24 protein-coding genes are annotated in these 25,582 nt (G+C 35.3%); 11 read left to right on the top strand and 13 right to left on the bottom strand.

Annotated elements, in window-relative coordinates:
- Positions 1-9: 9 nt before the first annotated feature.
- Both P177_RS01905 and P177_RS01900 read left to right on the top strand, forming a co-directional pair.
- Positions 10-1,776, top strand: coding sequence for a 1-deoxy-D-xylulose-5-phosphate synthase (locus P177_RS01905; RefSeq protein WP_036151286.1), 1,767 nt, complete (start codon positions 10-12; stop codon positions 1,774-1,776).
- The gene (locus P177_RS01900; protein ID WP_036151283.1) at positions 1,773-2,900 is read left to right on the top strand and encodes a DUF3078 domain-containing protein; all 1,128 of its coding nucleotides are present in this window, start codon (positions 1,773-1,775) and stop codon (positions 2,898-2,900) included. The genes P177_RS01905 and P177_RS01900 overlap by 4 nt, the downstream gene beginning before the upstream one ends.
- Here P177_RS01900 and P177_RS01895 read toward each other — a convergent pair.
- Positions 2,897-4,240 (bottom strand): deoxyguanosinetriphosphate triphosphohydrolase, encoded by a 1,344-nt coding sequence (locus tag P177_RS01895; RefSeq protein WP_036151281.1) that lies wholly within the window; start codon positions 4,238-4,240, stop codon positions 2,897-2,899. The genes P177_RS01900 and P177_RS01895 overlap by 4 nt on opposite strands.
- Positions 4,241-4,479: 239 nt before the next feature.
- Here P177_RS01895 and P177_RS01890 point away from each other — a divergent pair, with 239 nt between their 5' ends.
- The 3 genes from P177_RS01890 to P177_RS01880 all read left to right on the top strand — a co-directional run bounded on the left by P177_RS01890 (position 4,480) and on the right by P177_RS01880 (position 8,107).
- Positions 4,480-4,881 (top strand): carboxypeptidase-like regulatory domain-containing protein, encoded by a 402-nt coding sequence (locus P177_RS01890; RefSeq protein WP_084684594.1) that lies wholly within the window; start codon positions 4,480-4,482, stop codon positions 4,879-4,881.
- A 205-nt stretch (positions 4,882-5,086) separates the two neighbouring features.
- Complete coding sequence (locus P177_RS01885) at positions 5,087-7,354, top strand: inorganic phosphate transporter (protein ID WP_036151277.1); 2,268 nt, start codon at positions 5,087-5,089, stop codon at positions 7,352-7,354.
- A 33-nt stretch (positions 7,355-7,387) separates the two neighbouring features.
- On the top strand, positions 7,388-8,107 hold the full coding sequence (locus P177_RS01880; RefSeq protein WP_036151275.1) for a DUF6503 family protein: 720 nt from the start codon (positions 7,388-7,390) through the stop codon (positions 8,105-8,107).
- On the opposite strand, the gene nadD is transcribed toward P177_RS01880, so the two are convergent.
- From nadD to P177_RS01850, 6 genes are all read right to left on the bottom strand, one after another.
- The gene (gene nadD / locus P177_RS01875) at positions 8,104-8,688 is read right to left on the bottom strand and encodes a nicotinate (nicotinamide) nucleotide adenylyltransferase (protein ID WP_036151273.1); all 585 of its coding nucleotides are present in this window, start codon (positions 8,686-8,688) and stop codon (positions 8,104-8,106) included. The genes P177_RS01880 and nadD overlap by 4 nt on opposite strands.
- 6 nt (positions 8,689-8,694) lie before the next feature.
- Positions 8,695-9,276, bottom strand: coding sequence for a guanylate kinase (gene gmk, locus P177_RS01870; protein ID WP_036151271.1), 582 nt, complete (start codon positions 9,274-9,276; stop codon positions 8,695-8,697).
- Complete coding sequence (locus tag P177_RS01865; RefSeq protein ID WP_036151269.1) at positions 9,277-10,134, bottom strand: YicC/YloC family endoribonuclease; 858 nt, start codon at positions 10,132-10,134, stop codon at positions 9,277-9,279. It lies immediately after the preceding gene.
- Positions 10,135-10,267: 133 nt separating this feature from the next.
- Complete coding sequence (locus tag P177_RS01860; protein WP_036151268.1) at positions 10,268-11,092, bottom strand: 3-keto-disaccharide hydrolase; 825 nt, start codon at positions 11,090-11,092, stop codon at positions 10,268-10,270.
- Between the two features lie 12 nt (positions 11,093-11,104).
- Positions 11,105-11,845, bottom strand: a complete 741-nt coding sequence (locus P177_RS01855; RefSeq protein WP_036157593.1) for a 3-keto-disaccharide hydrolase — start codon at positions 11,843-11,845, stop codon at positions 11,105-11,107.
- A gap of 9 nt (positions 11,846-11,854) precedes the next feature.
- The gene (locus P177_RS01850) at positions 11,855-12,907 is read right to left on the bottom strand and encodes a sugar phosphate isomerase/epimerase family protein (protein WP_036151267.1); all 1,053 of its coding nucleotides are present in this window, start codon (positions 12,905-12,907) and stop codon (positions 11,855-11,857) included.
- A 161-nt stretch (positions 12,908-13,068) separates the two neighbouring features.
- On the opposite strand from P177_RS01850, the gene P177_RS01845 reads away from it, so the two are divergent.
- Both P177_RS01845 and P177_RS01840 read left to right on the top strand, forming a co-directional pair.
- Positions 13,069-14,772: a GMC oxidoreductase gene (locus tag P177_RS01845; protein ID WP_157486418.1), complete on the top strand. Its 1,704-nt coding sequence runs from the start codon at positions 13,069-13,071 to the stop codon at positions 14,770-14,772.
- A 64-nt stretch (positions 14,773-14,836) separates the two neighbouring features.
- Positions 14,837-15,295 (top strand): ASCH domain-containing protein, encoded by a 459-nt coding sequence (locus P177_RS01840; RefSeq protein ID WP_036151265.1) that lies wholly within the window; start codon positions 14,837-14,839, stop codon positions 15,293-15,295.
- Between the two features lie 75 nt (positions 15,296-15,370).
- Here P177_RS01840 and P177_RS01835 read toward each other — a convergent pair whose 3' ends face one another.
- The 4 genes from P177_RS01835 to P177_RS01820 all read right to left on the bottom strand — a co-directional run bounded on the left by P177_RS01835 (position 15,371) and on the right by P177_RS01820 (position 19,358).
- Positions 15,371-16,510 carry a Gfo/Idh/MocA family protein gene (locus P177_RS01835; RefSeq protein ID WP_036151264.1) on the bottom strand — a complete coding sequence of 380 codons (1,140 nt, stop codon included), beginning with the start codon at positions 16,508-16,510 and terminating at the stop codon, positions 15,371-15,373.
- 166 nt (positions 16,511-16,676) lie between these two features.
- A complete protein-coding gene (locus P177_RS01830; protein ID WP_036151262.1) occupies positions 16,677-17,906 on the bottom strand; it encodes a nucleoside permease in 1,230 nt (409 codons plus the stop codon).
- A gap of 6 nt (positions 17,907-17,912) precedes the next feature.
- A complete protein-coding gene (locus P177_RS01825; RefSeq protein WP_036151261.1) occupies positions 17,913-18,350 on the bottom strand; it encodes a DinB family protein in 438 nt (145 codons plus the stop codon).
- A gap of 15 nt (positions 18,351-18,365) precedes the next feature.
- On the bottom strand, positions 18,366-19,358 hold the full coding sequence (locus P177_RS01820; protein WP_036151258.1) for a sugar phosphate isomerase/epimerase family protein: 993 nt from the start codon (positions 19,356-19,358) through the stop codon (positions 18,366-18,368).
- A 172-nt stretch (positions 19,359-19,530) separates the two neighbouring features.
- Here P177_RS01820 and P177_RS01815 point away from each other — a divergent pair, with 172 nt between their 5' ends.
- The 3 genes from P177_RS01815 (at position 19,531) to P177_RS01805 (ending at position 22,890) form a co-directional block, all read left to right on the top strand.
- Positions 19,531-21,240 carry a GMC oxidoreductase gene (locus P177_RS01815; protein WP_036151256.1) on the top strand — a complete coding sequence of 570 codons (1,710 nt, stop codon included), beginning with the start codon at positions 19,531-19,533 and terminating at the stop codon, positions 21,238-21,240.
- Positions 21,240-21,887 (top strand): gluconate 2-dehydrogenase subunit 3 family protein, encoded by a 648-nt coding sequence (locus P177_RS01810; RefSeq protein WP_036151254.1) that lies wholly within the window; start codon positions 21,240-21,242, stop codon positions 21,885-21,887. Before P177_RS01815 ends, P177_RS01810 begins: the two co-directional genes overlap by 1 nt.
- Positions 21,888-21,966: 79 nt before the next feature.
- Positions 21,967-22,890, top strand: a complete 924-nt coding sequence (locus P177_RS01805; protein WP_036151252.1) for a hydroxypyruvate isomerase family protein — start codon at positions 21,967-21,969, stop codon at positions 22,888-22,890.
- 926 nt (positions 22,891-23,816) lie between these two features.
- On the opposite strand, the gene P177_RS01800 is transcribed toward P177_RS01805, so the two are convergent.
- Positions 23,817-24,374 (bottom strand): hypothetical protein, encoded by a 558-nt coding sequence (locus tag P177_RS01800; RefSeq protein WP_157486416.1) that lies wholly within the window; start codon positions 24,372-24,374, stop codon positions 23,817-23,819.
- Positions 24,375-24,383: 9 nt separating this feature from the next.
- Positions 24,384-24,506 carry a hypothetical protein gene (locus P177_RS20450; RefSeq protein ID WP_262493297.1) on the bottom strand — a complete coding sequence of 41 codons (123 nt, stop codon included), beginning with the start codon at positions 24,504-24,506 and terminating at the stop codon, positions 24,384-24,386.
- A gap of 324 nt (positions 24,507-24,830) precedes the next feature.
- Between P177_RS20450 and P177_RS01795 the strand changes: the two genes are divergently transcribed.
- Positions 24,831-25,565: a LytR/AlgR family response regulator transcription factor gene (locus P177_RS01795; RefSeq protein ID WP_036151249.1), complete on the top strand. Its 735-nt coding sequence runs from the start codon at positions 24,831-24,833 to the stop codon at positions 25,563-25,565.
- The last annotated feature ends 17 nt before the right edge of the window (positions 25,566-25,582 follow it).

The following is a 25,582-nucleotide window of genomic DNA, read 5'->3' as shown; positions in this document are numbered from 1 at the left end:
ACCCACAGTTTGAAATCGATACTAGAACATATCAATTCACCCAACGACCTTAAATCTTTAAAAGGAAAAGATTTGGAACAATTGGCTGTTGAACTACGTGAGTTTATAATTGACATTGTTTCGGTTAAAGAGGGTCATTTAGGTGCCAGTTTAGGTGTTGTAGAATTGACCATTGCACTACACTATGTTTTTAACACACCTACAGACAAGCTAATTTGGGATGTTGGACACCAAGCCTACGGTCATAAAATACTGACCGGTAGAAAAAATATTTTTAATACCAATAGACAGTTAGGCGGCATAAGTGGCTTTCCAAAAATGCAAGAAAGCGAATATGATGCTTTTGGCACGGGGCATAGCTCCACTTCTATTTCTGCTCTGTTAGGTATGGCTTTAGCTGCCCAATTACAAGGTAAATTTCAAAGACAACATATTGCCGTTATTGGAGATGCTTCTATAGCCAGCGGTATGGCTTTTGAAGGATTAAACCATGCCGGTGTTACCAATGCGAATATTCTAGTGGTTCTCAATGACAATGCCATGGGAATCGACCCAAGTGTTGGTGCATTAAAAAAATACTTGACCAACGTAAAAATTGGCACTGCAAAAGAAGAGAATATTTTTGAGTGCCTTAATTTCAATTACTCAGGTCCTATAGACGGTCATGACTTGTACGGTTTGGCAAAAGAATTAGAACGTTTAAAGCATATTGAAGGTCCTAAATTGCTACACGTAATCACCACGAAAGGAAAAGGGTTGCAAAAGGCAGAGGAAAATCAGGTTACCTATCATGCGCCCGGTAAATTTAATAAGCAAACGGGTGAACTACAAAAGAAAACAAACGTTGCCCAACCACCCAAGTTTCAAGATGTATTTGGTAAGACATTAGTTGAACTTGCCCTAAAGAATGAAAAAATAGTAGGTATAACTCCCGCAATGCCAACAGGCAGTTCTTTAAAATTTATGATGGAAGCTATACCCGATAGGGCTTTTGACGTTGGCATCGCAGAACAGCACGCGGTAACGTTGGCTGCAGGTATGGCTACTGACGGTTTGGTCGTATTCTGTAATATCTACTCTACATTTTTACAACGTGCCTATGATCAGGTTATACATGATGTAGCTATACAAAATTTACCAGTAATTTTCTGCTTAGATCGTGCAGGATTGGTGGGTGAAGACGGACCAACGCATCACGGTGTTTTTGATATTTCTTATTTAAGATGCATACCAAATCTAATTATATTTTCACCGCTAAATGAAATTGAGCTACGCAATATAATGTATACCGCACAATTAGGTTTAGACCATCCTATAGCCATCAGGTATCCACGTGGCAGAGGTAATTTAATAGATTGGCAAGCACCAATGAAAAAACTAGCTATTGGAAAAGCGAGAGTTTTAAAAGAAGGAACCAAAATTGCCATTTTAAGTACAGGCCCAATAGGAAATATGGCATCAAATTTGCAGTCAGAATTAGATCAACATACAGCAATTGCTCATTATGATTTTCCATTTATTAAACCGCTGGATGCCATTTTATTAAAAGAAATCTTACAGAAATACGAGCATATTATTACGCTTGAAGATGGCTCAGCTGTTGGTGGATTTGGTAGTGCCGTGTTAGAATTTGCAAATAATGTTGGAATCCACAAAATAATTAAGATATTTGGTATTCCTGATGTCTTTATAACACACGGTGCTACCGAAAAACTGTATATAAACGCAGGGATAGATAAGATGTCCGTAAAACAATATGTACAACAATTTCTATGAAAATAATGGTTTCAAAATCGCATAAACTAATACTTCCGTTACTTCTCTTGGTAACCACATTATTTTTTGGTCAAGACACCATACCGGCGCCAATAATTGTAGATAGTGTAACTGTAGACAGCATAGCTATTGACACTATTGTAATTCGTAGAACGGTAGATAAAATCTATACGCCAAAAAAAGATGTCAACCTTCAAATACCGAATATAGATTTTAATAAAACCAAGACCTTACAAAAAGGTTTTAAACGTTTTAGAGTGCCTTCATTCTGGGAAACAGAAAATAGCTTTGGTATTAATATAAGTGAAGTAGCATTTGTAAACTGGAATGCCGGTGGTGACAATGCCATTAGCGGATTAGGATTTCTAAAATTTGCCAGAAAATATAAGTTCAGTAATTTTCAGTGGGAAAATAATTTAGAATTACGCTACGGATTAAATGCGCAAGAAGGGCAAAAACTTAGAAAAACAGAAGATGTCATTCGTTTAACCTCTAACCTTGGCTTTAAAAAAGAAAATACCAGTAGGTGGTTTTATTCTGTGCAGCTAAATTTCAACACACAGTTTTCTAACGGTTACACCTACCCCGACAGAGACACGCCCATTTCAAGATTTATGGCGCCCGGTTATTTATTATTTGGTGCGGGTACCTCTTTTATCACAAAAGATGAAAAATTCAACCTTTACCTATCCCCTTTAACCCAAAAATCTACCTTCGTTTTAGATCAAGATTTAGCAGACAATGGGGCTTTCGGTGTAGAAGAAGCCATTTTAGATGCAGATGGTAATGTAATCACCCCGGGTAAGAATCATTTATTGGAACTTGGTATTCTAATCACCAATAATCTCAATTATAATATTGCAGACAATGTTGAGCTAAAAAGCAGATTGAACCTATATACCGATTATACTAAAAGCTTTGGTAATGTAGATGTTGATTGGGAGCTTACCCTTAATATGAAGGTGAATAAATTCATAAGCACCAATTTAGGAACCCAAATGATCTACGATGACGATATTCTATTTGACGTTGTCAAAAACGATAACGGCACTATTGTGAATGCCGGTGTACCCAAAATTCAGTTCAAACAAGTATTAGGAGTAGGTATTCTATACGGCTTCTAAAGTGTTTTACCTTTAATTTTATTGTGCATATGTACTGCAGCACTATCAGATAGGCTTGCAACATAACAGCATGTATTCAAAACAATTTGATACAATGATACATTCGTATCTTGATAAAATCCGGGCAAGGTTCTTAAAATAAGTTTATGGTAGTTAGAGGCATTGTTGTTTTTCTTACCAATCAAAGCATCTATATATACATCTAGAATATCAGAAATAATGGTATAACCAGCTATCTCTTTTTCAACTACTTCTTGAGATTGATATATTTTCTGAACACTCAAGCTTATGATATCTTCAATTTGAGCTTTAAATTTGCTTTTCTCCAATAGTGAGACTTCAAAAGTACCGTTCAAAATACTTTCTTCGTTCTCGATAAATATAGAAACAGCATCTTGGATCAGTGTGTTTATGGCTAGGGCACGTAAATAACTAAGCCTATCTTCCATGTATTCCAAAGAATTATACTTATTGGTATTTATAGTATCTTTAACCAATTTTATTAAGTATTCAAGAGCATAATCTTCTGATATTAACCCAAGGTTTATACCATCTTCAAAGTCTATAATGGTATAACAGATATCATCTGCTGCCTCAACTAAAAATGTTAGCGGATGCCTACCGTAAGAAATAGTTCCATCGGTACTTCTACTTTGCAGACCTAAATCTTCTGCAACACCTTCAAAAATGTGTTTCTCACTTTGAAAAAACCCAAACTTTTTATCGCAAATATGGTTCGTTGGTTTTTTTGGTAATGACTCCTTAGGGTATTTCATAAAAGCACCTAGTGTAGCGTAGCTTAAACGCAGACCGCCAGAAACTCCTGCCCTATCCTGGGTCAATAATCGAAATCCGTTAGCATTCCCCTCAAAATCTATAATATCTTGGTATTCCTCTTTGGAAAGTAGTTCCTTAAACCTTAATCCGTTCCCGGTTTTAAAATATTCGCCAATTGCTTTTTCACCACTATGACCAAAAGGAGGGTTTCCTATATCATGTGCTAAAGCTGCCGCGGCTACAATACCTCCAAAATCATTGAATTTATACCCGTGAATTTCTTTTAGATAAGGGTGTTTTTCAATTATTTTTTTCCCTGCCAACCTGCCTAAACTTCTTCCTACCACAGAAACTTCAAGACTATGGGTCAGTCTAGTATGTACAAAATCGGTTTTTGAAAGTGGTATTACTTGGGTCTTATCCTGAAGACTTCTAAATGCGGAAGAAAATATAATCCGGTCATAATCAACATCGAACCCTAAACGGGTTTCATCTTGTTCATTTCGTAACCTTTTATTCTTATCTCCCTGTCTTCTTAAAGAAAGTAATTGCTCCCAATTCATGTTTATTATTTTAAAGCCTGCAAGATACGGCATTTACCAATTTTGATTTAATAAGCACCAATTACAGTAAATAATCTGAGAATAAGCCAGCAGCGCTTTAAAATGAAAACTTAAACATATTTCAATAATCCCGTAAAATATTATGCACTAGAATCTTAACCTTTAAAATATATATTAATAATCCTTAGATAACCTTTTCTTAACCTTTAGTTGTTTTCTTTGCGCCAGTTATTTTTAAAATGAAGAAATTATATATTCTATTCGCTTTAATGATTTGTTCTTTGTCTTTTGCACAAGAGACTAGCTCTATTAAAGGTAAAATTTTAGACGGTGAGTTTTTCAATGAGCCATTACTAATGGCTTCAGTAACGTTAGACAACGCTGCTCATTCTACACAAACGAATTTTAGAGGCAATTTTGAATTTAACGACCTAACAGCTGGAACGCATAATATGTTAGTACAATTCGTAGGATATGAACCAATACATTTAGAAATTACGCTTAAAGAAGGTGAGCAAGCTGAAATTTTAGAAACATTAAATGCTAAACGTCCGGTATTACCTTCTACCACTAATGTTAGTTCCACTTCAGAATCTACATTAAGTTCGCTAAAATTAGCTGTTAACAAAACGAGACAATAATGAAACAGCTTTAATTTCTGTCTACCCAATATTCCGTTTAGCTAAGTGATTTTTATATCAAAAGAAAATGGTATTTTCATCAACTTAACTTAGTTTCGTTGCAAGTAAAGCGAATCATTGAAAATTTACGATATTAACTTCATAACCTTATTTTAACCTTAATGATAATTTATAATGTCATTTTTGTTCCTTATTTAATTTTTTGATGGGCGAGAACATATATTTATTCATGATTATTGCATTGGCTGTTTTAGCCATAACAGATTTAATTGTTGGTGTTAGTAATGACGCCGTCAATTTTTTGAATTCAGCAATAGGGTCAAAAGCAATCTCCTTTAAAACCATTATGCTTGTTGCCAGTGTTGGTATAGCCTTTGGTGCTGTATCATCAAGTGGAATGATGGAGGTAGCAAGAAAAGGAATCTTTAATCCATCAGAGTTTGTCTTTGCGGAAATAATGATTGTCTTCATGGCAGTAATGATTACTGATATTCTCTTGTTAGATTTTTTCAATACCCTAGGTATGCCTACATCTACAACGGTTTCTATCGTTTTTGAATTATTAGGTGCAGCGGTCGCCATATCACTAGTGAAAATTTATTCAGGAGACGGTAATTTCACACATCTTTCAAACTACATAAATACAGATAAAGCAACCGAGATTATATTAGGGATTTTATTATCTGTCGTCGTCGCGTTTACCATAGGCGCTATCGTTCAATTTTTTACTAGGGTATTAATATCCTTTAAATTCAACGAGAAACCCAAATGGGTAGGTGCTATTTTTGGCGGTATGGCTATTACGGCAATTATATACTTTATACTTATTAAGGGTCTTAAAGGAACGTCTATCATTAGCCCAGAAGCATCTATGTTCATTGGTGAAAATCCTGAATTATTTTTATTAGGGAATTTCATAATATGGTTTGCACTATCTTGGTTGGCAACGACTTTCATGAAATGGAACATTTATACCGTCATTATTATTTTAGGTACGTTCGCTTTGGCAATGGCTTTTGCAGGTAATGATTTAGTAAACTTTATTGGAGTGCCATTAGCTGCATATGAGTCGTTTTTAAGTTGGTCAGAATCTGGTCAATTAGCTTCTGAATACAACATGAAGGGATTAGCAGTTGCAGTACAGACTCCAACCTATTTACTATTAGCATCAGGGGTTATCATGGTAGTAACATTATGGTTTTCTTCAAAAGCTAAAAATGTTGTAAAAACGAGTGTAGACCTTTCTAGACAAGATGAAGGTGACGAACGCTTTGAGCCAAATTACCTATCTAGACAGATCGTGAAATTTTCCATAAAAGCATCCGAAAATTTAAACAGTATCATACCGGTATCATTACAAAAGAGAATTGATACTCAGTTCATAAAACCAACTTCATATGCTCAAAAAGCAAAGGCAAAAGACCAACCTGCATTTGACCTAATTAGAGCTTCTGTAAACTTAATGGTAGCAAGTGTACTAATTTCATTAGCGACGTCATTAAAACTACCATTATCCACAACATACGTAACTTTTATGGTGGCTATGGGTACATCTTTGGCAGATAGAGCCTGGGGCTCTGAAAGTGCCGTATATAGAGTTGCAGGTGTATTGAATGTAATTGGCGGATGGTTCTTTACTGCAATCGTAGCTTTCGTTGCTGCTGCCATAATAGCTTACATCATTCACCTAGGTGGTATTTATGCAATTAGCGCATTATTGATTTTTGCATTTGTTTTAATTGGCAAGAATTACCTTTCACATACCAAGAAATTAAAAGAGACTAAAGAAGAAGAAATTTTAGAACGTGCAGAAAGCAGTTCTATTCAAGGGGTTATAGAAGAAAGTGCTAAGAACATTGCCAATGTTGTAAAAAGAGCGAATAAGATATACTCTAATTCTATTAACGGATTAGCAAAACAAGACCTCAACTCACTACATAAAAACAAGAAGCAAGGCGCTAAATTGGCAAATGAAATTGAAGATTTAAGAAATCATACCTTCTATTTTATCAAAAATTTAGAAGAAGCTCATATTGGCGCAAGTAATTTCTATATTAATGCCATGGGGCATTTAACCGATATTTCTCAATCATTGGAATATATAGGTAAGGTTAGCCACAAGCATGTTAATAACAATCACAAGAAATTAAAATACAATCAAATTAAAGAGCTTAAGCAAATTGATATAAAACTAGCTGAGATCTTAGACAATACTTACCATGCATTTGAAGAAAGATCATTTGAAAAAATTGGTACTATTTTGAACAATAAGCAAGAGCTATATGATTTGGTCTCTCAAAAAATTAGCCTTCAAGTAGAGCGCACAAGGTCAGAAGAATCTAGTCCTAAAAACACAACATTGTATTTCACCATCTTGCTTGAGACAAAAGATTTAATGACCGCAACAATGGACCTACTAGAATTGTATTATAAGGAACACGATGCCGATGTTGCCCCGGCTACCTTGGATTAAATCAATTTTTCTAATGAACTAAAAAACACATTTATGAAATATTTAGTTTTGATTGCTTTTCTATTTACTGGGATTTTTAATCATGCCCAAGAAATAAGCGGTAACGAATTATTAGAAAAAGCAATAGCATTTCATGACCCAGAAGACAATTGGTCTACCTTCAAAGGTAAAATGCTTATTGAGATGGAAAACCCAAAAAGTAGTATGCGCAGTACTCTAGTTGAGTTAAAATTACCTACGAATTATTTTAAAACAACCGTAACAAAAGACAATTACGTTATTGAATCTGAACTGAATAATGACGAGTGTACGCTAAAATTAAATGGTAGCACCTCTATATTCCCTAAAATAAAAGATAGTTTGAATATTAGCTGTGATCGCGCTAAAATGATGAAAAACTATTACACCTATCTATACGGATTGCCAATGAAATTAAAGGACCCAGGCACCATTATAGATAACAAGGTTATTAAGAAAACCTTTAAAGGCAAAGAATACCTAGTTTTAAAAGCTACATATGAAAAAGAAGTAGGTAAAGATACTTGGTACTTCTACTTTGACCCAAAGACTTACGCTATGGAAGTATATCAATTCTTTCATGATGAAAGTAAAAACGATGGGGAGTACATTCTACTTTCAGAGCTAATTACCGTAAACGGAATCAAGATTCCTAAAGTACGCAAATGGTATTATAACAAAGGTGATGTGTTTCTTGCAACGGATGATCTTCGTAAAGCTAGTAGTTTAGATTAGCGATAAAAATTCATTTCATCTATATATTTCCAAACTTCTGGCGGTAATAACGGTTTTATGTTTTTACCATTTTTATGCTCTTTACGTATAAATGTAGAGGAGATTTCCATGATTGGAGCGTTTACCCTATGAATCTTATCGTGCTCTTTAAATTGATGCTCAATTACCCCTTCAGATATTCTTGGGTAGACATACAAATGATGAAGATCTAAGATAGCCTCATAGTTCTTCCATTTATGAAGCCCTTTTAGATTGTCTTCACCCATAATCAACGAAAAATCATATCCTTCAGGATATTTTTCCTCCAAATGAACCAGTGTATTTATCGTGTAGTTTGGCTGCGGCAGGTTAAATTCTATATTACTAGGTTTTAGCTTATCATACTCCTTCGTTGCTTCATAGACCATTTCAAACCTTTGATGGTTATCCAAAAGCGTTTTCTTGACCTTAAACGGACTTTGAGGTGTTACTACGAACCAAACCTCATCTAAGTCTGAAAACTCAACCATATGGTTCGCTATAACCAAATGACCAATATGAATAGGGTTAAAGGTGCCAAAGTATAATCCTACCTTTTTCATACTCACTTATTCTTTATCATCCGAAACGAAAGATGCCACTAAATCTACTGCTTCCTTCAAGGCTACATCAAGATCATAATTCTTTATTACCTTATCAAATTGTGGTGCGGTTGCCAGTTCTACCGATGCCTTTGCGATACGCATATTTATTTTGTCTTCACTTTCAGTACTTCTCTTTTTAAGTCTGATTTTAAGCTCGTCTACACTTGGCGGCTTCACAAAAACAGCTAACGTCTGATCAGGAAACTTCTTTTTAATTCTTAAGCCACCAACAACGTCAATATCAAATATTACGTTCTTGCCTTCTGCCCAAAGTCGTTCTACCTCACTTTTTAACGTACCGTAAAAATTATCTCGGTATACTTCTTCCCATTCCAAAAAATCATCATTCTTTATGTGATTTTTAAATTCGGAAACCGACATGAAATAATAGTGTTCCTTATTCTTTTCTTTACCTCTTCTAGGGCGTGAAGTTGCAGATACAGAAAAAGCCAAATTCAATTCTGGCTGTGCCAATAAATGGCGTACAATCGTAGTTTTTCCACTTCCTGAGGGCGCAGAAAATATGATTAGTTTTCCACCTTTCATCTATAGTACGTTTAACATTTGTTCTTTAATCTTCTCTAGTTCATCTTTCATTTGCACAACTATTTGCTGCATAGGGGCAAAGTTTGCTTTAGAACCGATCGTATTAATTTCACGACCAATTTCTTGAGAAATAAATCCTAATTTTTTACCGTTACTATCGTCTGACTGTAATGTTTTGCTGAAGTAGTCTAAATGATTTGCCAAACGAACTTTTTCTTCCGTAATATCATACTTCTCTAAATAGTAAATAAGTTCTTGTTCAAATCTATTTGCATCTACATCTGCTTTTATATCTTGAACGGCTTTTTCTAAACGCTCACGAATAGTAGCCTGCCTATCTGGATCAATACTTATAACCTCTTCCAACAATTTCTTTAAGGAAGTTATTCTGTCCAGAAAATCTTTTTCCAAAACACTACCTTCTTCTGACCTGAACTCATTGATCTCTACCAAAGCTCCTTTCAACGCTTCTTTTATAGCCTCATATTCAGATTCGTCGATATCTTCTTTATCCGTCTTCATAGCATCAGGAAAACGCAATGCCATTTCTAACAATCTAAGATCATCACCGTCGGCAATACTTTTCAACTGCCCCATGTATTGTTTCACTGCAATTTCATTGACCTGGGTAGAAGTTTCGTTACCAGTTAGTTCAACGTAAAGATTAAAATCTACCTTACCGCGCAACAAAGAATTAGCCACCAATTTTCTTAGTTCCAATTCTTTTTCACGATAACTAGAAGGCATACGCGCATTTAAATCAATACTCTTGCTGTTAAGTGATTTTATTTCTACCGTAATTTTTTTATTAGGTAGTTGAACTACATGCTTTCCAAAGCCGGTCATGGATTGAATCATAAATATATTTTAAGATTAAGACAAAGGTAAGGTAAATGAAAAATTTATTATGAATCTTCTCACCCTACTTAAATAGTTAAGGAGCAAACAAAAAATGCTCTTGTTTGCTCCTTAAATTATAATTGATAAAATATTAAAGTTCTCTAACCCAAATATTTCTAAAACTAACACGACTATCGTCACCATGATCCTGTAACATTAGAGGACCTTTACCATGTGCCGGGTTCTTGGGCCAACCAACATAAGGCGTAGTTCCTTTAAGCTCCACATGATCTTGAACCAAGATTCCGTTATGGATTACGGTGATATCTCCAGATTTTATCTTGCCACCATCAACATTAAATTCTGGAGCATGATAAATAATATCATACGTATTCCATTCGCCTGTTGGTACAGAAGCCATTGCCAATGGTACATGTTGCTTATAAATAGAACCCACTTGCCCGTTTACATAAGTGGGATTATCATTTTGATCTAGTATCTGCACTTCATATATGCCGTTTAAAAATACACCGCTATTTGCTCTATTCTGATTATCTCTCTGCACCGGCAAAGGAGATTTCCACTCTATATGCAATTGTACATCGCCAAAATTCTGTTTGGTCTGTATGTTTCCGGTTTTGTCATTAACCGTCATACTACCATCTTTATTCAAATGCCATTTAGCTGTAGTACTATCATTGGTACTGATCCAATTATCTAAGTTGGCACCATTAAAAAGAACAATGGCATCACTTGGTGCGTCACTAGCAGTTGCTGGTTTAACCACGGCAACCTTAGGCTCGTAAAATTCTGTTTCTTCGGGTGTTGTTGGTTCTTCACCCATGTATTCTTCATAAACGATTACACTATCCTTAACAGCTTCTAGTCCTCCATCAGTAGCTACCGTTACTTTTTCTTGACAAGATATTACTCCCAAAGAAGCAACTAATAATAGTAATGAATATTTATTTTTCATACGTAAATGCTATTAAAGTTGTTTGATTTTTATATTCCTGAACGCTACAACATTGTGGTGATCTTGTAAACCGATTTTTCCGGTGGTATATTTTCCGAATCCGTCCCAATCCGCAAATTTTGATTTTGCTACCATAGCGTCCCATTCTTCATTTGCTACAGGAAATGTTACCATTTCTGTACCGTTTAAGGTAACACTACCTTTATGCTCTTCGTGATTTACAGTAATCACCATAGTGTTCCATTCCCCTATTGGCTTAGTAACATCTTTTGCTGGAGAAACCATGTCATACAAAGCTCCTGCTTGGTGTGTTGTACCCGCTTTAGCATCTGGGTGCTTATCATTATCCAATATTTGAATTTCTGGTCCTGTTTGATATCCAGTTCCAAATTTTTCGTCCTCACTAACGCCCCAAAACACACCGCTATTACCTGCTTCAGAAATTTTCCAATCTAATGTCATTACAAAATCGGTATACTCTTCTCTAGTAACTAAATCATGGTTTTTATTCGCCTCCCCCTCAGCCGGTGGGGTGTATATCAAAGCATCACCTTCAATTTTCCAGGCATCACTTACTCCGTCGGTTTTAAACTCTTTCCATTGATCTAAAGAACTACCGTCAAACAATACTTCCCAATCATTTTCTACTATGGCAACTTCTTCGACAACGGCTGTTTCAGTTTTCTCCTTTTTTTCTTGCTTACATGCAACGAATGCTAATACACATACTGCACTTACTATATATTTCTTCATCATCTACTTTTAAAGTCCTAACATTTTCTTCAACATTTCTTTATCGATTTCAGCACCTGCAAAATCATCGAAGGTTTTCTCTGTAGCTTCAATAATATGGTCAGAGATAAATTTGGCACCTTCGCGCGCACCTTGTTCTGGGCTTTTAATGCAACATTCCCATTCCATTACCGCCCAAACATCGCAACCGTATTGTGTTAATTTAGAAAATATGGTTTTGAAATCTATTTGACCGTCACCTAATGAACGGTATCTTCCAGCTCTATCTCCCCAGTCATTATAACCGCCAAAAGCACCTTTTTTACCTGTAGGATTAAATTCAGAATCCTTTACATGAAAAGACTTTATAAACTCATGATAGTGATCAATATATGTAATATAATCTAACTGTTGCAATACAAAATGGCTTGGATCATAAAGAATATTTACTCTTTTATGGTTACCCGTAGCTTCTAAAAAACGTTCAAAAGTATCACCATCATGTAAATCTTCACCCGGGTGAATTTCATAACAAACATCAACACCCTCTTTATCAAAATGATTTAAGATTGGTGTCCATCTTTTTGCCAATTCCTCAAAACCCATTTCCACCAAACCCGCTGGTCTTTGCGGCCAAGGGTGCATGGTATGCCATAAAAGCGAACCCGAGAATGTTGCATGAGCATTTAACCCTAATCTTCTACTTGCCGTTGCCGCTTTCTTTACGGTTTCAATTGCCCATTCTGTTCTAGCTTTTGGATTGCCATGAACATTACTAGGTGCAAAAGAATCGAACATTAAGTCATATGCAGGGTTAACAGCAACCAATTGCCCTTGTAAGTGAGTTGAAAGTTCTGTAATTTCTAATCCGTAAGAGTTTACTTTGGCTTTAAGCTCATCGCAGTACGTCTGACTTTCAGCTGCTTTATCCAAATCGATTAAAAAACTTTCCCAAGTAGGAATTTGAATTCCTTTATAACCAAGGTCAGCTGCCCATTTACACATTCCGTCTAAAGAATTAAATGGAGCTTTACTATCTACAAACTGCGCCAAAAAAACGGCAGGTCCTTTAATTGTTTTCATAAAAATATACTATCAGTTGTTGTTTGAATTTGTTGTTGATTTTGAGATATAAAATCTCTCAAAAAATCTTATATTTAAGAATTGTATCAAGTTCTTCTCGATACATTGGAGATTTGCTATAAATATAGGGAATACCATCAGAAAAAGATAAAATTTCAAGCATGAATCAAGATGAAATATTCGACGCAATCGTTGTCGGAACAGGAATAAGTGGCGGCTGGGCTGCTAAGGAATTAACAGAGAAGGGCTTAAAAACACTTGTTTTGGAACGCGGCCCAATGGTAAAGCATATTGAAGATTATCCTACAATGAACGATGATCCTTGGGATTATCCGTTAAAGGGTAAATTATCAAAAGAGGACCAAGAAAAATATCATATACAAAAAAGAGTGATATGGGCACCTACCGAAGATTCTAAACACTTTTTTGTTAACGATCTGGACCACCCTTATGTAGAAACAAAACGTTTTGACTGGATACGTGGTTATCAAGTAGGCGGAAGATCCTTGACCTGGGGAAGACAAAGCTACCGATGGAGCGATATTGATTTTGAAGCGAATAAAAAAGATGGTGTTGGTGTAGACTGGCCTGTAAGATATAAAGATATTGCACCTTGGTATGATAAGGTTGAGGAATATATAGGAGTTAGTGGTGAAGCCTTAGGATTAGAGGTTTTACCAGATGGAAAATTTCAGCCCGCCATGAAATTAAACTGTGTTGAAGAAGATTTTAAGAAAACTACGGCAGACAAGTTTGATGACGGTCGTTTAGTTACCATAGGTAGAACGGCACATATTACAGACCCCAATGCCACTTTTGAAGGTCGTGGCACGTGCCAAAATAGAGACCGTTGCTGGCGCGGATGCCCATTTGGTGGATATTTTAGTAGCAACTCCTCTACATTACCAGCTGCTGAGCGTACCGGAAATATGACCTTGAGACCGAATTCTATAGTGCATGAAATCATATATGACGATACTACTAAAAAAGCAACGGGAGTAAGAGTAATAGATGCAGAGACCAATGAAAAAATAGAATTTAAAGCAAAGGTGATTTTTCTATGCGCATCTGCAATGGCATCGGTGGGTATTTTGTTGCAATCTAAATCTGAACGTTTCCCTAACGGATTAGGAAATGATTCTGATGCTTTAGGAAGAGGTATTATGGACCACCATTATAAATTAGGTGCAACGGCAAAGGTAGATGGGTATTTAGATAAATACTACAAAGGAAGACGTGCAAACGGTTTTTACATACCTCGTTTTGTAAACTTAAATGAAGAAACTAAACGCGAAGGATATTTACGTGGGTTTGGTTATCAAGGTACAGCAAGTAGAGGGGATTGGTCTGCAGAAATAGGTGAATTAGGATATGGAAAAGATTTAAAGGAATCTGTACTAAAACCAGGTAGATGGACTATTGGTGTAACCGGATTTGGAGAGTTTTTACCATACGACGACAACAGGGTAACACTTAGCCCAACTGAAAAAGATAAATGGGGACTGCCTCAATTAGCCTTTGATGTAGAATTCAAAGAGAACGAATACAAAATGCGTGAAGACATTAAAAAAGAAATTGTGAACATGTTTGAAGCTGCAGGCTTTAAAGATGTGGCATCTTACGAAGAGCCTAGCGGACCTGGTTTGGGTATTCATGAAATGGGTGGTGCCAGAATGGGCCACAACGCAAAGACTTCTATAATTAACAAGAATAACCAAGTACATTTAGTACCCAACGTATATGTAACCGATGGTGCTTTTATGTCTTCTTCTAGCTGTGTAAACCCATCATTGACCTATATGGCATTTACCGCGCGGGCAGCAAATCATGCAGCTGAACAATTAAAAGCAGGTAAATTTTCTTAATATTAAAATTAATTACAAAGTATTACGTTTATTACATCCTATAGATTAAAGAAAATATCAGCTTATGGAAAATGCTTCGGCCAGAAATATGTGGGGTAATTATTTGAAAAATCATCTCGAAGATGTCTTTCATGAGACACCAAAAACAATGTTTTTTGGCAATAATGAACACGATGCTAATGAAAGCGTTAGGTTAATACAAAGTGGCGATAAAAAAGCAATCTCACATTCTCTATTAGGTTTACAAAACCGTAATGAACCGTTACCTAAAATAGGAGACTATATTGTGGTAACAGATTGGAATGGCGAGGCACAATGTATTGTTGCAACCACTGCGGTTACACTTAAGCCATATTTTAGTATTGACACTACTTATGCCCAATTAGAAGCTAATGGGGATAAATCATTAGACAGCTGGAAAAAATATCATTGGGATTTTTTCACTAAGGAATTACAAGAATTTAAAAGAGAACCAAGAGAAAGTATGATTGTTGTCTGCCAAAACTTTAAAAAGGTAAATTAATGATCATTATATAAAGTTTTATAAAACAAAAAGAGCCGCAAATTGCGGCTCTTTTTTATAGTTTAAAATGGCAATTTAGTTCTCTAAAGCTACCCAAGTATTTCCGCTTTTATGCGAATCTACGGTTGCTTCAATAAAGTTCATACCACGAACACCGTCTGCCATAGTTGGGAATTCGCCGTCATTATATTTTTCACCTCTAATTGCTCTTGCAACACCTTTATAAATGTTAGCCATAGAATCAAAAATACCTTCTGGGTGACCAGCTGGTAGTTTAGTACCATCTAAAGACAATTCAGAATTATATGCATGACCAGGCTTGTAGATTTGTGTAGGCTCAGTATCACTTAATTTATATAAGAAATTAGGCTTTTCCTGCTCCCATCTAAAAGCACCCTTTTCACCATAGATTGAAATTGCTAATCCGTTTTCTTCTCCCGTAGCTACTTGACTACCTCTAATAACACCTTTTACATGGTCACCCATACGAATTAGCACGGTACCGTCAACATCCATCTGGTTATCTTCATAAAGGTAGTTGAAGTCGCAAAGTAGTTCGTTCACTTTAAGTCCCGTAGTATATTCAACCATATTAAAGGCATGAACACCGATATCGCCCATACAAGAACTAATACCTGCTTTTTTAGGATCTAATCTCCAAACAGAAGATCTTTTCTCTTTGTCATGAATAATGGTATTGATCCACCCTTGATAATAGACTGCATCTACCTTATGAATTTTACCTAAAGCACCAGCTTTAATCATTTCACGCATTTGGCGTACCATTGGGTAACCTGTATATGTGTGGGTTAAAGCGAAAACAGTACCTGCTTTCTCATGAGATTTCTGTAAATCTTTAGCCTCTTCTAAAGTAGTGGTCATCGGCTTTTCACAGATAACGTTAAAACCATTTTCTAACAACTTCTTTGCCATTGGGTAATGCAAGAAGTTAGGCGTAAGAATAGAACAAACTTGAATACGTTCATCTTCTGGTAGTTTTAATTCCTCTTCAATTAAGGTATCAAAATCTTTATATATTCTATTTAACGGCACATCTATTTCTTTGGCGAAAGCTATGCTGGCATCATAATCAGGATTAAAAACAGCTCCTGTAATTTCGTAATTATCATTAATAAACGATGCTACTCTGTGCAACACTCCTATTAATGAATCTCCTCCTCCACCTAATATTCCTAATCGTATTTTCTTTGGCATTTTGTTATTGTTTTTGTTGTTTGTTATTGAAAATAGTATTGTTTAAAATCCCTTCGGATTTATATTTGTTCTGATTTTTGAAAAAATTCACCCCATTTATCTACTAAAGAACAGCTATAGTATTTAACGAGTCACAATTTTCAGGCGTTTAAATTAAAGAATTTATCTAAGACTGATATTCTATTTTCTCTGTTTTAAAGAAAATGGCGAACAATATAAATACGGCCAAGGCAAAACCAGCCGGATACATCCAGATAGTTTCCCAAACATGTTTACCGTCATCTAAAAGGTAAGCCGTTGAAATCTTTCCTGCAACCCAAAACCCTATTAACATACCCACACCATAAGTCGCTAAAGTTATAAGACCTTGTGCCGAGCTTTTAAACTTTTCACCCGCTTTACTATCGGTATATATTTGCCCTGAGACAAAGAAAAAATCATAACATATACCATGCAGTGCTATACCGATGATGAGCATAAACCCAAGTTCGTTAACATCACCAAATGCAAATAATAAGTAACGTACCACCCAAGCAGCCATAGCCACCAGAATAGTCTTTTTAAATCCGAATTTGGTAAAGAAATAAGGAAGTAATAACATAAAGGCAATCTCAGAAATTTGACCTAATGTCATTTTCCCTGTTGGGTTATCCATACCTATTTCTACCAGAAAAGGATTTGCATTCTGATAATAGAACGCTAATGGTATACATATTAAAACCGATGATATAAAGAAGATTAAAAAGTTCCTATCCTTAAATAAGCTTAAAGAATCTAATCCTAAAATCTCTTTAAGACCAAGTTTTTCCGAACTAACCGCTTTAGGCGGAGTTTTAGGCAATGTAAAGCTGAACAATCCTAAAATTAAAGAGGCTATAGCCGTCATTAAAAACGTATTTCTGAGTAAGCCTTGACCAATATTCTCACCTTGATCCCAGTGGAATATATAACTAATGGAAAGACCGGCGATAATCCACCCTAAAGTCCCAAAAACACGAACCATAGAAAATTCTTTAGCCGGATTTTTCATTTGGTTAAAAGAAACTGAATTGACCAAAGCCAAGGTAGGCATGTACAAGATCATGTAGGCTAAAACCATTATATAAAAACTATCGAATGCGGTACTTTGGTACATGAAATACATAAGAGCGGCACCCAAAAGATGCAAAACACCCAAAATTCTCTCTGCATTAAAATACCTATCTGCTATGATTCCAATAACAAAGGGAGCAATAATAGCCCCCCATGATTGTGTAGAAAATGCCAAGGCTATTTCACTATCGGTTGCCTTTAAATTGTTTCCTAAAAAAGTACCTAAGGTTACAAACCAAGCACCCCAAATAAAAAATTCTAAAAACATCATAAAGCACAACTGCGCTCTAACTTTATTTTTCATCTATCTTCAGTAATAAACATAATCTGAGCTTATAGGAGTTTCATCATTATTTCTAAAATCTACGGCAATTTGCCCTCTATGACTTGTAGAATGATTTATGATATGAAAAAGAATATCTTGTAAGGTATTGGTGAACAATCGCCCTTCAGAATTTTCATAATCTATACGCTTGTCAAAATTATCGGCATTAGTTACTATCTCAAACGAACTACGTTGATTTTCATAATGAATATCTGCCCATTTTTTCACGTCATGCTCTTGCCAAACCTTGTATTCACTAGGTTTATTTAAGATTCTTGCATTCCAAATATGGTGCGCATTTAAAATATGACTAAATAAACGAATGGTTTCTGGTGGCACCGTATCAAGGGCCAAACACTGCTCTATTAGCTTCTTGTTACAATGAAAATTATAATCGAATATTTCATTAAAAAAAGTCTCCATAAATTTCGCTGTTGATTATTCTATTTCTTTTGCAGCTTTTAGCAAAAGATCTCTAGTAGCGATGATACCGTCTGCTTCACTTATTTCAGACCCTTCATATTCAACACCAATAAAGCCGGTATAGCCTGCATTGTTTACAATCTTCAGCATTTCTACATAATCAATACCGGTATCATAACCATCTGCATCAAAATTATTAGACTTTGCACTTACCGCTTTTGCATAAGGCATTAATTCTTTTACACCTTTGTATTTATCGTACTCTTTTAAACAGTCCCAGCTATCTGGTTTGCGTTCAATACAAAAATTACCAAAATCAGGCAAACTTCCACAGTTATCCAAGTTCACGGTTTTCATAACCTGGGCATGTAATTCTCCGTTAGAGGACAAGCCACCGTGGTTCTCAACCAATACATTAATACCTTTTGTTTTTGCATAAGTAGCTAATTTTGTAAGACCGTCTACGGAATTCTTGATCCATTGCTCTGGCACATCACTTCCATTAAGGTTTACTCTAATGGCGTGGCACCCCATTGCTGCGGCTGCATCTACCCATTTTTTGTGCTTCTCAACAGTTTCATTTCTTTCGGCTTCATCGTCAACAGCCAAATTACCTTGACCATCGATCATGATCAAAACGTTTTTCATTCCGTGCTTCTCTGCTTCTGCATTAGATTTTGCAACGAAATTTGCCATTGCCTCTTCAGAATAACCAGCATCTTCCAATTCAGGATTATACAGTTGACTTACATACTCTAATCCCGTAAACCCCCAATCCTTTGCTTTTTCGGCAAAAGAATATGGATCTACACCATCTTCCCTGATCATTTTGTGCATGGACCATTGTGCCAAAGACAATTTAAAAAATGGAGCTTTAGTACTTTCTTCCATTACAATTTCTGCATTTTCTACTTTCTCTTTTTTTGTTTCCTTACATGAGTAAGTTCCTAATAACGAGATTCCAATACATACTGCCGTAGCAATTCTAATAAATTTGTTTGTTTTCATTTTTGGTTGTTTGTTGTTGTTTGAATAATAATCTCAATCGTTTGCGTTAAAATCATGACTAAATCTATCACATATGCAAGATGCATATTTTAGCGAATTTCGCAAGAAGAATGGACAATAAATGTATAGAATTAATTTAATATTTAATAAATTTAGAGATTAAACAACTTTTATGAGCAAATTTTATTATAATGAAGAGCAGGAGTCCTATGACGCTATAGTTGTAGGAACCGGAATTAGTGGCGGTTGGGCCGCGAAAGAATTATGCGAGGCTGGTCTTAAAACACTGGTTTTAGAACGTGGTCGTATGGTAAAACATATTGAAGACTACGAGACAGCAAATATGGACCCGTGGGATTTTCCGAATGCAGGGCAACCTACTAAGGAAATTATTGAACAACAACCAAAGCAAAACAGAACTGGTTATACTACCAACCAAGCTAGTAACATGTGGTTTGTAAATGACCTAAAACATCCATACAATGAAACAAAGCGATTTGACTGGATGCGAGGATATCATCTAGGTGGTCGTTCACTACAATGGGGCCGTCAAAGTTACCGTTTAAGCGATATTGATTTTGAAGCAAACAAAAAAGAAGGTATTGCCGTAGATTGGCCTGTTCGTTATAAAGATATTGCACCTTGGTACGATAAGGTTGAAGAGTATATTGGCGTAAGTGGTGAAAACTTAGGTTTAGAGCAATTACCAGATGGTAATTTTTTACCAATGATGGACCTGAACTGTGTAGAGCAGGAATTTAGGGAAAAAGTTGCTGAGAATTTTGATGGTCGTGTAGTAACTGCCGGAAGAACTGCACACATTACAGGAACAAAGCAATTTGACGGAAGAAGCAAATGTCAATTTAGAAATAGATGTATTAGAGGGTGTCCTTTTGGAGCTTACTTTAGTAGCTTATCTTCTACTCTACCTGCAGCAGAAGCTACCGGTAATATGACACTTAGACCAGATTCTATTGTACATGAGGTTATTTACGACCCAAAAACAAAGAAAGCAACAGGTGTAAAGGTTATTGATTCAAATACGAAAGAAACTTTTGAATTTAAGGCAAAGGTTATATTCTTATGTGCATCTGCAATAGCATCTACTTCTATATTAATGCAATCTAAATCTGAAAGTTTCCCTAATGGTATGGGTAACGAGTCTGATCAATTAGGCCGTAACATCATGGACCACCAACTTCAAGTAGGAGCTTCTGGAAAATTTGATGGCTTTGAGGATAAATATTATAAAGGAAGAAAACCTAGTGGTATCTATATTCCAAGGTTTAGAAACTTAGGCGGAGATTCTGACAGGGATTACAAAAGAGGGTTTGGCTATCAAGGTGGAGCCTCTAGAGGTAACTGGGAAGAATCTATTGCAGAACTATCTCACGGTAAAGACTTAAAAGATGCCGTTTTAAAACCAGGTGGATGGACGTTTGGTATGATGGGCTTTGGAGAAGTACTACCTTACGAAAACAATAGATTTACCTTAGATTACGATAAATTAGATGATTGGGGCCTACCAACGGTAACTTTTGATGCCGAGCTTCAAGAAAACGAACTTAAAATGCGTAAAGACATTTTAGAGTCGGCCGTTGATATGTTAGAAAAAGCCGGACTTAGAGATGTTAAAGGGTATGATAACGAAAGTGCTTTAGGTTTAGGTATTCACGAAATGGGAACTGCCCGTATGGGAAGAGATAGAAAAACGTCTGTTTTAAATGGAAACAACCAATTACATGATGTACCAAACGTATATGTAACTGACGGGTCCTTTATGACTTCTGCCAGTTGTGTAAACCCATCATTAACTTATATGGCCTTTACGGCCAGAGCTGCAGATCATGCTGTTAAAGAACTTAAAAAAGGAAACATATAATGGATAGAAGACGCGTTTTAAAAAATATGGGAATGTCACTTGGATATATGGTGGCCACCCCAACCTTGTTATCAATTGTTCAAAGCTGTAAAAGTGAACCGGCCCTAACTTGGACTCCAGAATTCTTGGCTCAAAATGAAGGTGAAGTACTTTCTAAACTAGTAGATATTATTTTACCTAAAACTGACACACCATCTGCTACAGAAGTACAAGTTGATATCTTTATTGACAGGTTTGCAAAAGATGTTATGGAAAAGGAGCAACAAGACTTCTTTAAAATGTCTATGACAAAATTCACTAATAAAGCCTTGGCTGATTCTGGAAAAGAAAAAGCCGAAGATTTAACCACTGAAGATTTAGAGCCTGTTTTGGCAACATCTTTGAAATACACAAAAGATCAGCAAGCAGAAATGTTCAAGACCATTAATAGCTACACAAAAGCTATTGCAGATGGAGGTACTGCCGAGTTAGATGATGAAGTTTCAAGATTTGCATTTGCCAATAACTTAAGAGGTATGACTATTTGGGGCTATAAAGCTTCTGAATATGTAGGCGAAGAAGTATTGGCATATTTACCTGTCCCAGGTGAATATGTTCCTTGCGGAGATATGCAAGAGCTTACAGGTGGTAAGGCATGGTCCTTATAACACAATAACATTTCAATATTCAAAGCCAAGAGCATGATAATTTCATCGTTCTTGGCTTTTTACTTTAAATCAACCACTCATGAAAAGAAGAAGTTTTATTCAAAAATCTGCATTAACATCAGGAACAATTGCTTTAGGCAGTACTCTAACCTATGCAAACACGCTAAACAATAAACCTAAAGCCCATAAATACAATTTAAAATATGCACCACACTTGGGCATGTTTAAACATTTGGCAGGCGAAGACCCTATTGATCAATTGAACTTCATGGCTGATCAAGGCTATACAGCATTTGAAGATAATGAAATGCGTAAACGTCCTATTGAACAACAGGAAAAGATGGCTAAGACCATGAAAGAACGAGGTTTGGAAATGGGCGTGTTCGTAGCACATAAAATACACTGGAAAACCCCTAATTTAGCATCGGGTGACCAAACCAAAAGAGAAGAATTTTTGAATGATATAAAAAGTTCTATTGAAGTTGCCAAACGTGTCAATGCCAAATGGATGACAGTAGTGCCCGGTCATGTGGACCTTAAGCAAAGAATGGGCTACCAGACCGCTAATGTCGTAGAAAGCCTTAAACAAGCATCCGCATTACTAGAACCACACAATATAACCATGGTATTGGAACCTTTGAATTTCAGAAATCACCCAGGATTATTTTTAACAGATTCTCCACAAGCATTTGAAATTTGCAAAGCAGTTAATTCGCCTTCTTGTAAAATTTTGTTCGATATCTATCACCAGCAGATACAAGAAGGAAATCTAATACCTAATATGGAAGCTTCTTGGTCTGAAATTGCATACATTCAAATAGGAGATAACCCTGGAAGAAACGAACCTACTACTGGTGAAATCAATTATCACAATGTATTTAAATGGATTCACGAACAAGGCTTTGATGGAATACTTGGTATGGAGCATGGCAACTCTAGAGATGGTAAAGAAGGAGAACTAGCGGTTATTGATGCATATAAAAAAGTAGATGATTTTTTATAAATCTATGCTACACCCTTTGGTCATTTAAGACCTAAACGAAAGAGCAAAAATTGCATTTCATCGAAAAAGAATCAACTATTCGATGAAATGCATATTCTGATTGTAAGAATTTACCTACTTATTCGTTCTTTTGTATATGTCCCAATACCTACAAGCAGTACTCGTCTATGCCAGTTTACTTCTGGCTTCCAAATTATCTTTTTATATCTATAAAAAGGTAAAGTCCCATTCTTTTGAATTGTTTCAAATGAGATTAAGTTACAAATGGTTTAACCTTAAAAGTGCGATAAGATTAACATATCATAGCCTTTTTAACGACACTATTAAGTTTCCGTAATCCAAAATGGTCTTTGCTGCGTATATAACTTATACTCTAATACTTAAGTTATGGAAAACTACATCACAATATTGATGATATATGCGGCTGCGTTACTTTTCTCAACAGTATTGAAGCCTTATATCAAAAACGATAAATAAAAATCCCCTTACTTAACCTCGGCTTAGCCGTATATAAAAAAGACCCCATAAAGCGGGGTCTTTTTTATTCTTATTTTTTTGGAATTCTTCTTAAATCATAAGTATTTTCTAAATCTACTTTTACTGTCAATATAAACTATAATGTCTATTTAGGTATATTCTAATTTCTAACCAAGGGTCAGTAAAATATATGCATGAAATATCATACTATACAACCCATTTAAGCTATCAAAAAAATTGATGATTTGATGGTAGTAATAAAAATGTACGGTCCCACTAATGCTTCTTTTATGAAAAATGCCCACCAAGTCTAATAAAGGTAGTTCCCCCGAAACCTTTTCTTAGAACGTAATCATACGACGAATCGTAGTTATACTTATTTTGGCGCTCAAACATTAGATATAAGATAACATACACTACCCTATAAAGAACCGTACTAACTTTTAATTTTAAACTTTTATATCTGCATTAAAAGAACCATTGATCAGCAATACTTCTCCTTCTGCATTTTCCAATTGTACCTCTAACTTGCCATCGACTATGTTAGAAAAACTTTCGGTTATTGTAATATCACCAGATTTTATAAAAAAGGGCAATTCACTTACACTACCTAAATCTGCAAAACCATAAACTCCGCTGAAACTATTCATCAGTCGGTTAATACTTTTAATTTTATGTTTTCCAGCCTGTATACCACGTTTACCTTTTGCTTTAGATGCAATAATAAATTCTAACGTTTGCTCCCGTTCATCATTGCAAGTAGTAAAACTTAATAATAATTTATCTGTCCTATGACCTAACTTATCTACCTCAGTTCTACTTTGAAAGGCTGCCGCTCCATCTAAATGAAAGTTTAATTTTCCTTCTACATTAAAACTATAGGAACCATTATCCAATCTAGACTTTTCATAATTTTCTTTTGATCCGCCTGCAAGCAACATAAACGGTATTATACCGAAAAGAAATGTTTTAAATGATTTACCTACAAAGCATAAAAATCTCGGCATGATTTAAAGTTATGGTCTGGTTAAATTCTGTTCTTGAACTTCTAGGACTACAGTTAAATTCTCACTTAAACCTTCTTCTTCCTGCATAAATTGAGATGCAATCAATAAGACCACAATAAATAATGCCAACATAATGCTGCATTTCCTCATATCAATTTCACTTATAACATACTGAAGTTCTGTGATAAAGGTAAATTTATGCTTAAAACCGGTAGACCTATATTGTATAACTTGCTTCTTTTTATGTATAATCGGAAGCCTAAAATCAGAAAAGTTTAAGATAGACTCCGTTTGTAATCTTTTTCCTTCCTTTTACAAGTTTTATCTCAAACTTTTGTCCTTTCATTAAAAATATACCGATTACACTAATATTTCTTCCATTGATACAAATTAGCATAGGAAAACCACACAAGCGCTTAATTTTTCATAACTTTCTAACTTGATATTCGATCTTTTATGTTACAAGCTGTTATCGTTGATGATGAAATTAAAGCCCTTCAAAGCTTAACTTGGGAGCTCACTAACTTCAGTGATGAAATCAATATAGTAGCCTCATTTACAAACCCAACCGAAGCGCTCGCCTATTTAGAAAAACACACGCCAGATTGTTTATTTTTAGACATAGAAATGCCAACTATGGACGGTTTTCAATTTATAAGAAAGCTTACCAATAAAAATTTTCCTGTTGTTATTACAACGGCATATAACCAATATGCCTTAAAAGCAATTAAAAGCCAGGCGTTGGACTACCTTTTAAAACCCATTGATACAGATGATTTAGAAGAGACGATTGTTAAGATTAAAAAATATAACAGTAAAAATTTCTCTGTCGAAAATTTAGAGATGGCACTTATAAATTACAACTCTAGAGCTATACATAAACGTATTACCCTTAACACAGATGGTAAACTTTTATTTTTAGAAAGCGATGAAATATTATATGCCGAGTCCGATGGAAATTACAGCACTATATTTTTAACCGATGGGCAAAAAATTGTCCTTACCAAAAAACTGAAAGAAGTAAATGAATTGTTACCCTCTGATTCCTTTTTTAGAATTCATAATTCATACATTATCAACTTAAATAAAATAAAAGAATTTTTAAAGACAGATGGTTATGTTGTCTTAAAATCCAATCATAAAATACCTGTATCTAGGCAAAAAAAATCAGATTTTTTAGACATGTTATAAATCATTAATTTGATTTA

Origin of the sequence: Maribacter forsetii DSM 18668 (assembly GCF_000744105.1) — a bacterium.
In the GTDB taxonomy this organism is placed as follows: domain Bacteria; phylum Bacteroidota; class Bacteroidia; order Flavobacteriales; family Flavobacteriaceae; genus Maribacter; species Maribacter forsetii.
This window is presented reverse-complemented; position numbering and strand designations above follow the sequence as displayed.

Excerpts from the sequence above, each read along its gene's own strand:
- P177_RS01820 (WP_036151258.1), bottom strand. The coding sequence starts at position 19,358 with ATGAAAACAAACAAATTTATTAGAATTGCTACGGCAGTATGTATTGGA.
- P177_RS01840 (WP_036151265.1), top strand. The coding sequence starts at position 14,837 with ATGGAAAATGCTTCGGCCAGAAATATGTGGGGTAATTATTTGAAAAAT.
- P177_RS20450 (WP_262493297.1), bottom strand. The coding sequence starts at position 24,506 with ATGTTGGCATTATTTATTGTGGTCTTATTGATTGCATCTCAATTTATG.
- P177_RS01810 (WP_036151254.1), top strand. The coding sequence starts at position 21,240 with ATGGATAGAAGACGCGTTTTAAAAAATATGGGAATGTCACTTGGATAT.
- P177_RS01830 (WP_036151262.1), bottom strand. The coding sequence starts at position 17,906 with ATGAAAAATAAAGTTAGAGCGCAGTTGTGCTTTATGATGTTTTTAGAA.
- P177_RS01850 (WP_036151267.1), bottom strand. The coding sequence starts at position 12,907 with ATGAAAACAATTAAAGGACCTGCCGTTTTTTTGGCGCAGTTTGTAGAT.
- P177_RS01845 (WP_157486418.1), top strand. The coding sequence starts at position 13,069 with ATGAATCAAGATGAAATATTCGACGCAATCGTTGTCGGAACAGGAATA.
- P177_RS01865 (WP_036151269.1), bottom strand. The coding sequence starts at position 10,134 with ATGATTCAATCCATGACCGGCTTTGGAAAGCATGTAGTTCAACTACCT.
- P177_RS01825 (WP_036151261.1), bottom strand. The coding sequence starts at position 18,350 with ATGGAGACTTTTTTTAATGAAATATTCGATTATAATTTTCATTGTAAC.
- P177_RS01835 (WP_036151264.1), bottom strand. The coding sequence starts at position 16,510 with ATGCCAAAGAAAATACGATTAGGAATATTAGGTGGAGGAGGAGATTCA.
- P177_RS01885 (WP_036151277.1), top strand. The coding sequence starts at position 5,087 with ATGGGCGAGAACATATATTTATTCATGATTATTGCATTGGCTGTTTTA.
- P177_RS01805 (WP_036151252.1), top strand. The coding sequence starts at position 21,967 with ATGAAAAGAAGAAGTTTTATTCAAAAATCTGCATTAACATCAGGAACA.
- nadD (WP_036151273.1), bottom strand. The coding sequence starts at position 8,688 with ATGAAAAAGGTAGGATTATACTTTGGCACCTTTAACCCTATTCATATT.
- P177_RS01860 (WP_036151268.1), bottom strand. The coding sequence starts at position 11,092 with ATGAAAAATAAATATTCATTACTATTATTAGTTGCTTCTTTGGGAGTA.
- P177_RS01880 (WP_036151275.1), top strand. The coding sequence starts at position 7,388 with ATGAAATATTTAGTTTTGATTGCTTTTCTATTTACTGGGATTTTTAAT.
- P177_RS01895 (WP_036151281.1), bottom strand. The coding sequence starts at position 4,240 with ATGAATTGGGAGCAATTACTTTCTTTAAGAAGACAGGGAGATAAGAAT.
- P177_RS01855 (WP_036157593.1), bottom strand. The coding sequence starts at position 11,845 with ATGAAGAAATATATAGTAAGTGCAGTATGTGTATTAGCATTCGTTGCA.
- gmk (WP_036151271.1), bottom strand. The coding sequence starts at position 9,276 with ATGAAAGGTGGAAAACTAATCATATTTTCTGCGCCCTCAGGAAGTGGA.
- P177_RS01795 (WP_036151249.1), top strand. The coding sequence starts at position 24,831 with ATGTTACAAGCTGTTATCGTTGATGATGAAATTAAAGCCCTTCAAAGC.
- P177_RS01900 (WP_036151283.1), top strand. The coding sequence starts at position 1,773 with ATGAAAATAATGGTTTCAAAATCGCATAAACTAATACTTCCGTTACTT.
- P177_RS01890 (WP_084684594.1), top strand. The coding sequence starts at position 4,480 with ATGAAGAAATTATATATTCTATTCGCTTTAATGATTTGTTCTTTGTCT.
- P177_RS01815 (WP_036151256.1), top strand. The coding sequence starts at position 19,531 with ATGAGCAAATTTTATTATAATGAAGAGCAGGAGTCCTATGACGCTATA.
- P177_RS01800 (WP_157486416.1), bottom strand. The coding sequence starts at position 24,374 with ATGCCGAGATTTTTATGCTTTGTAGGTAAATCATTTAAAACATTTCTT.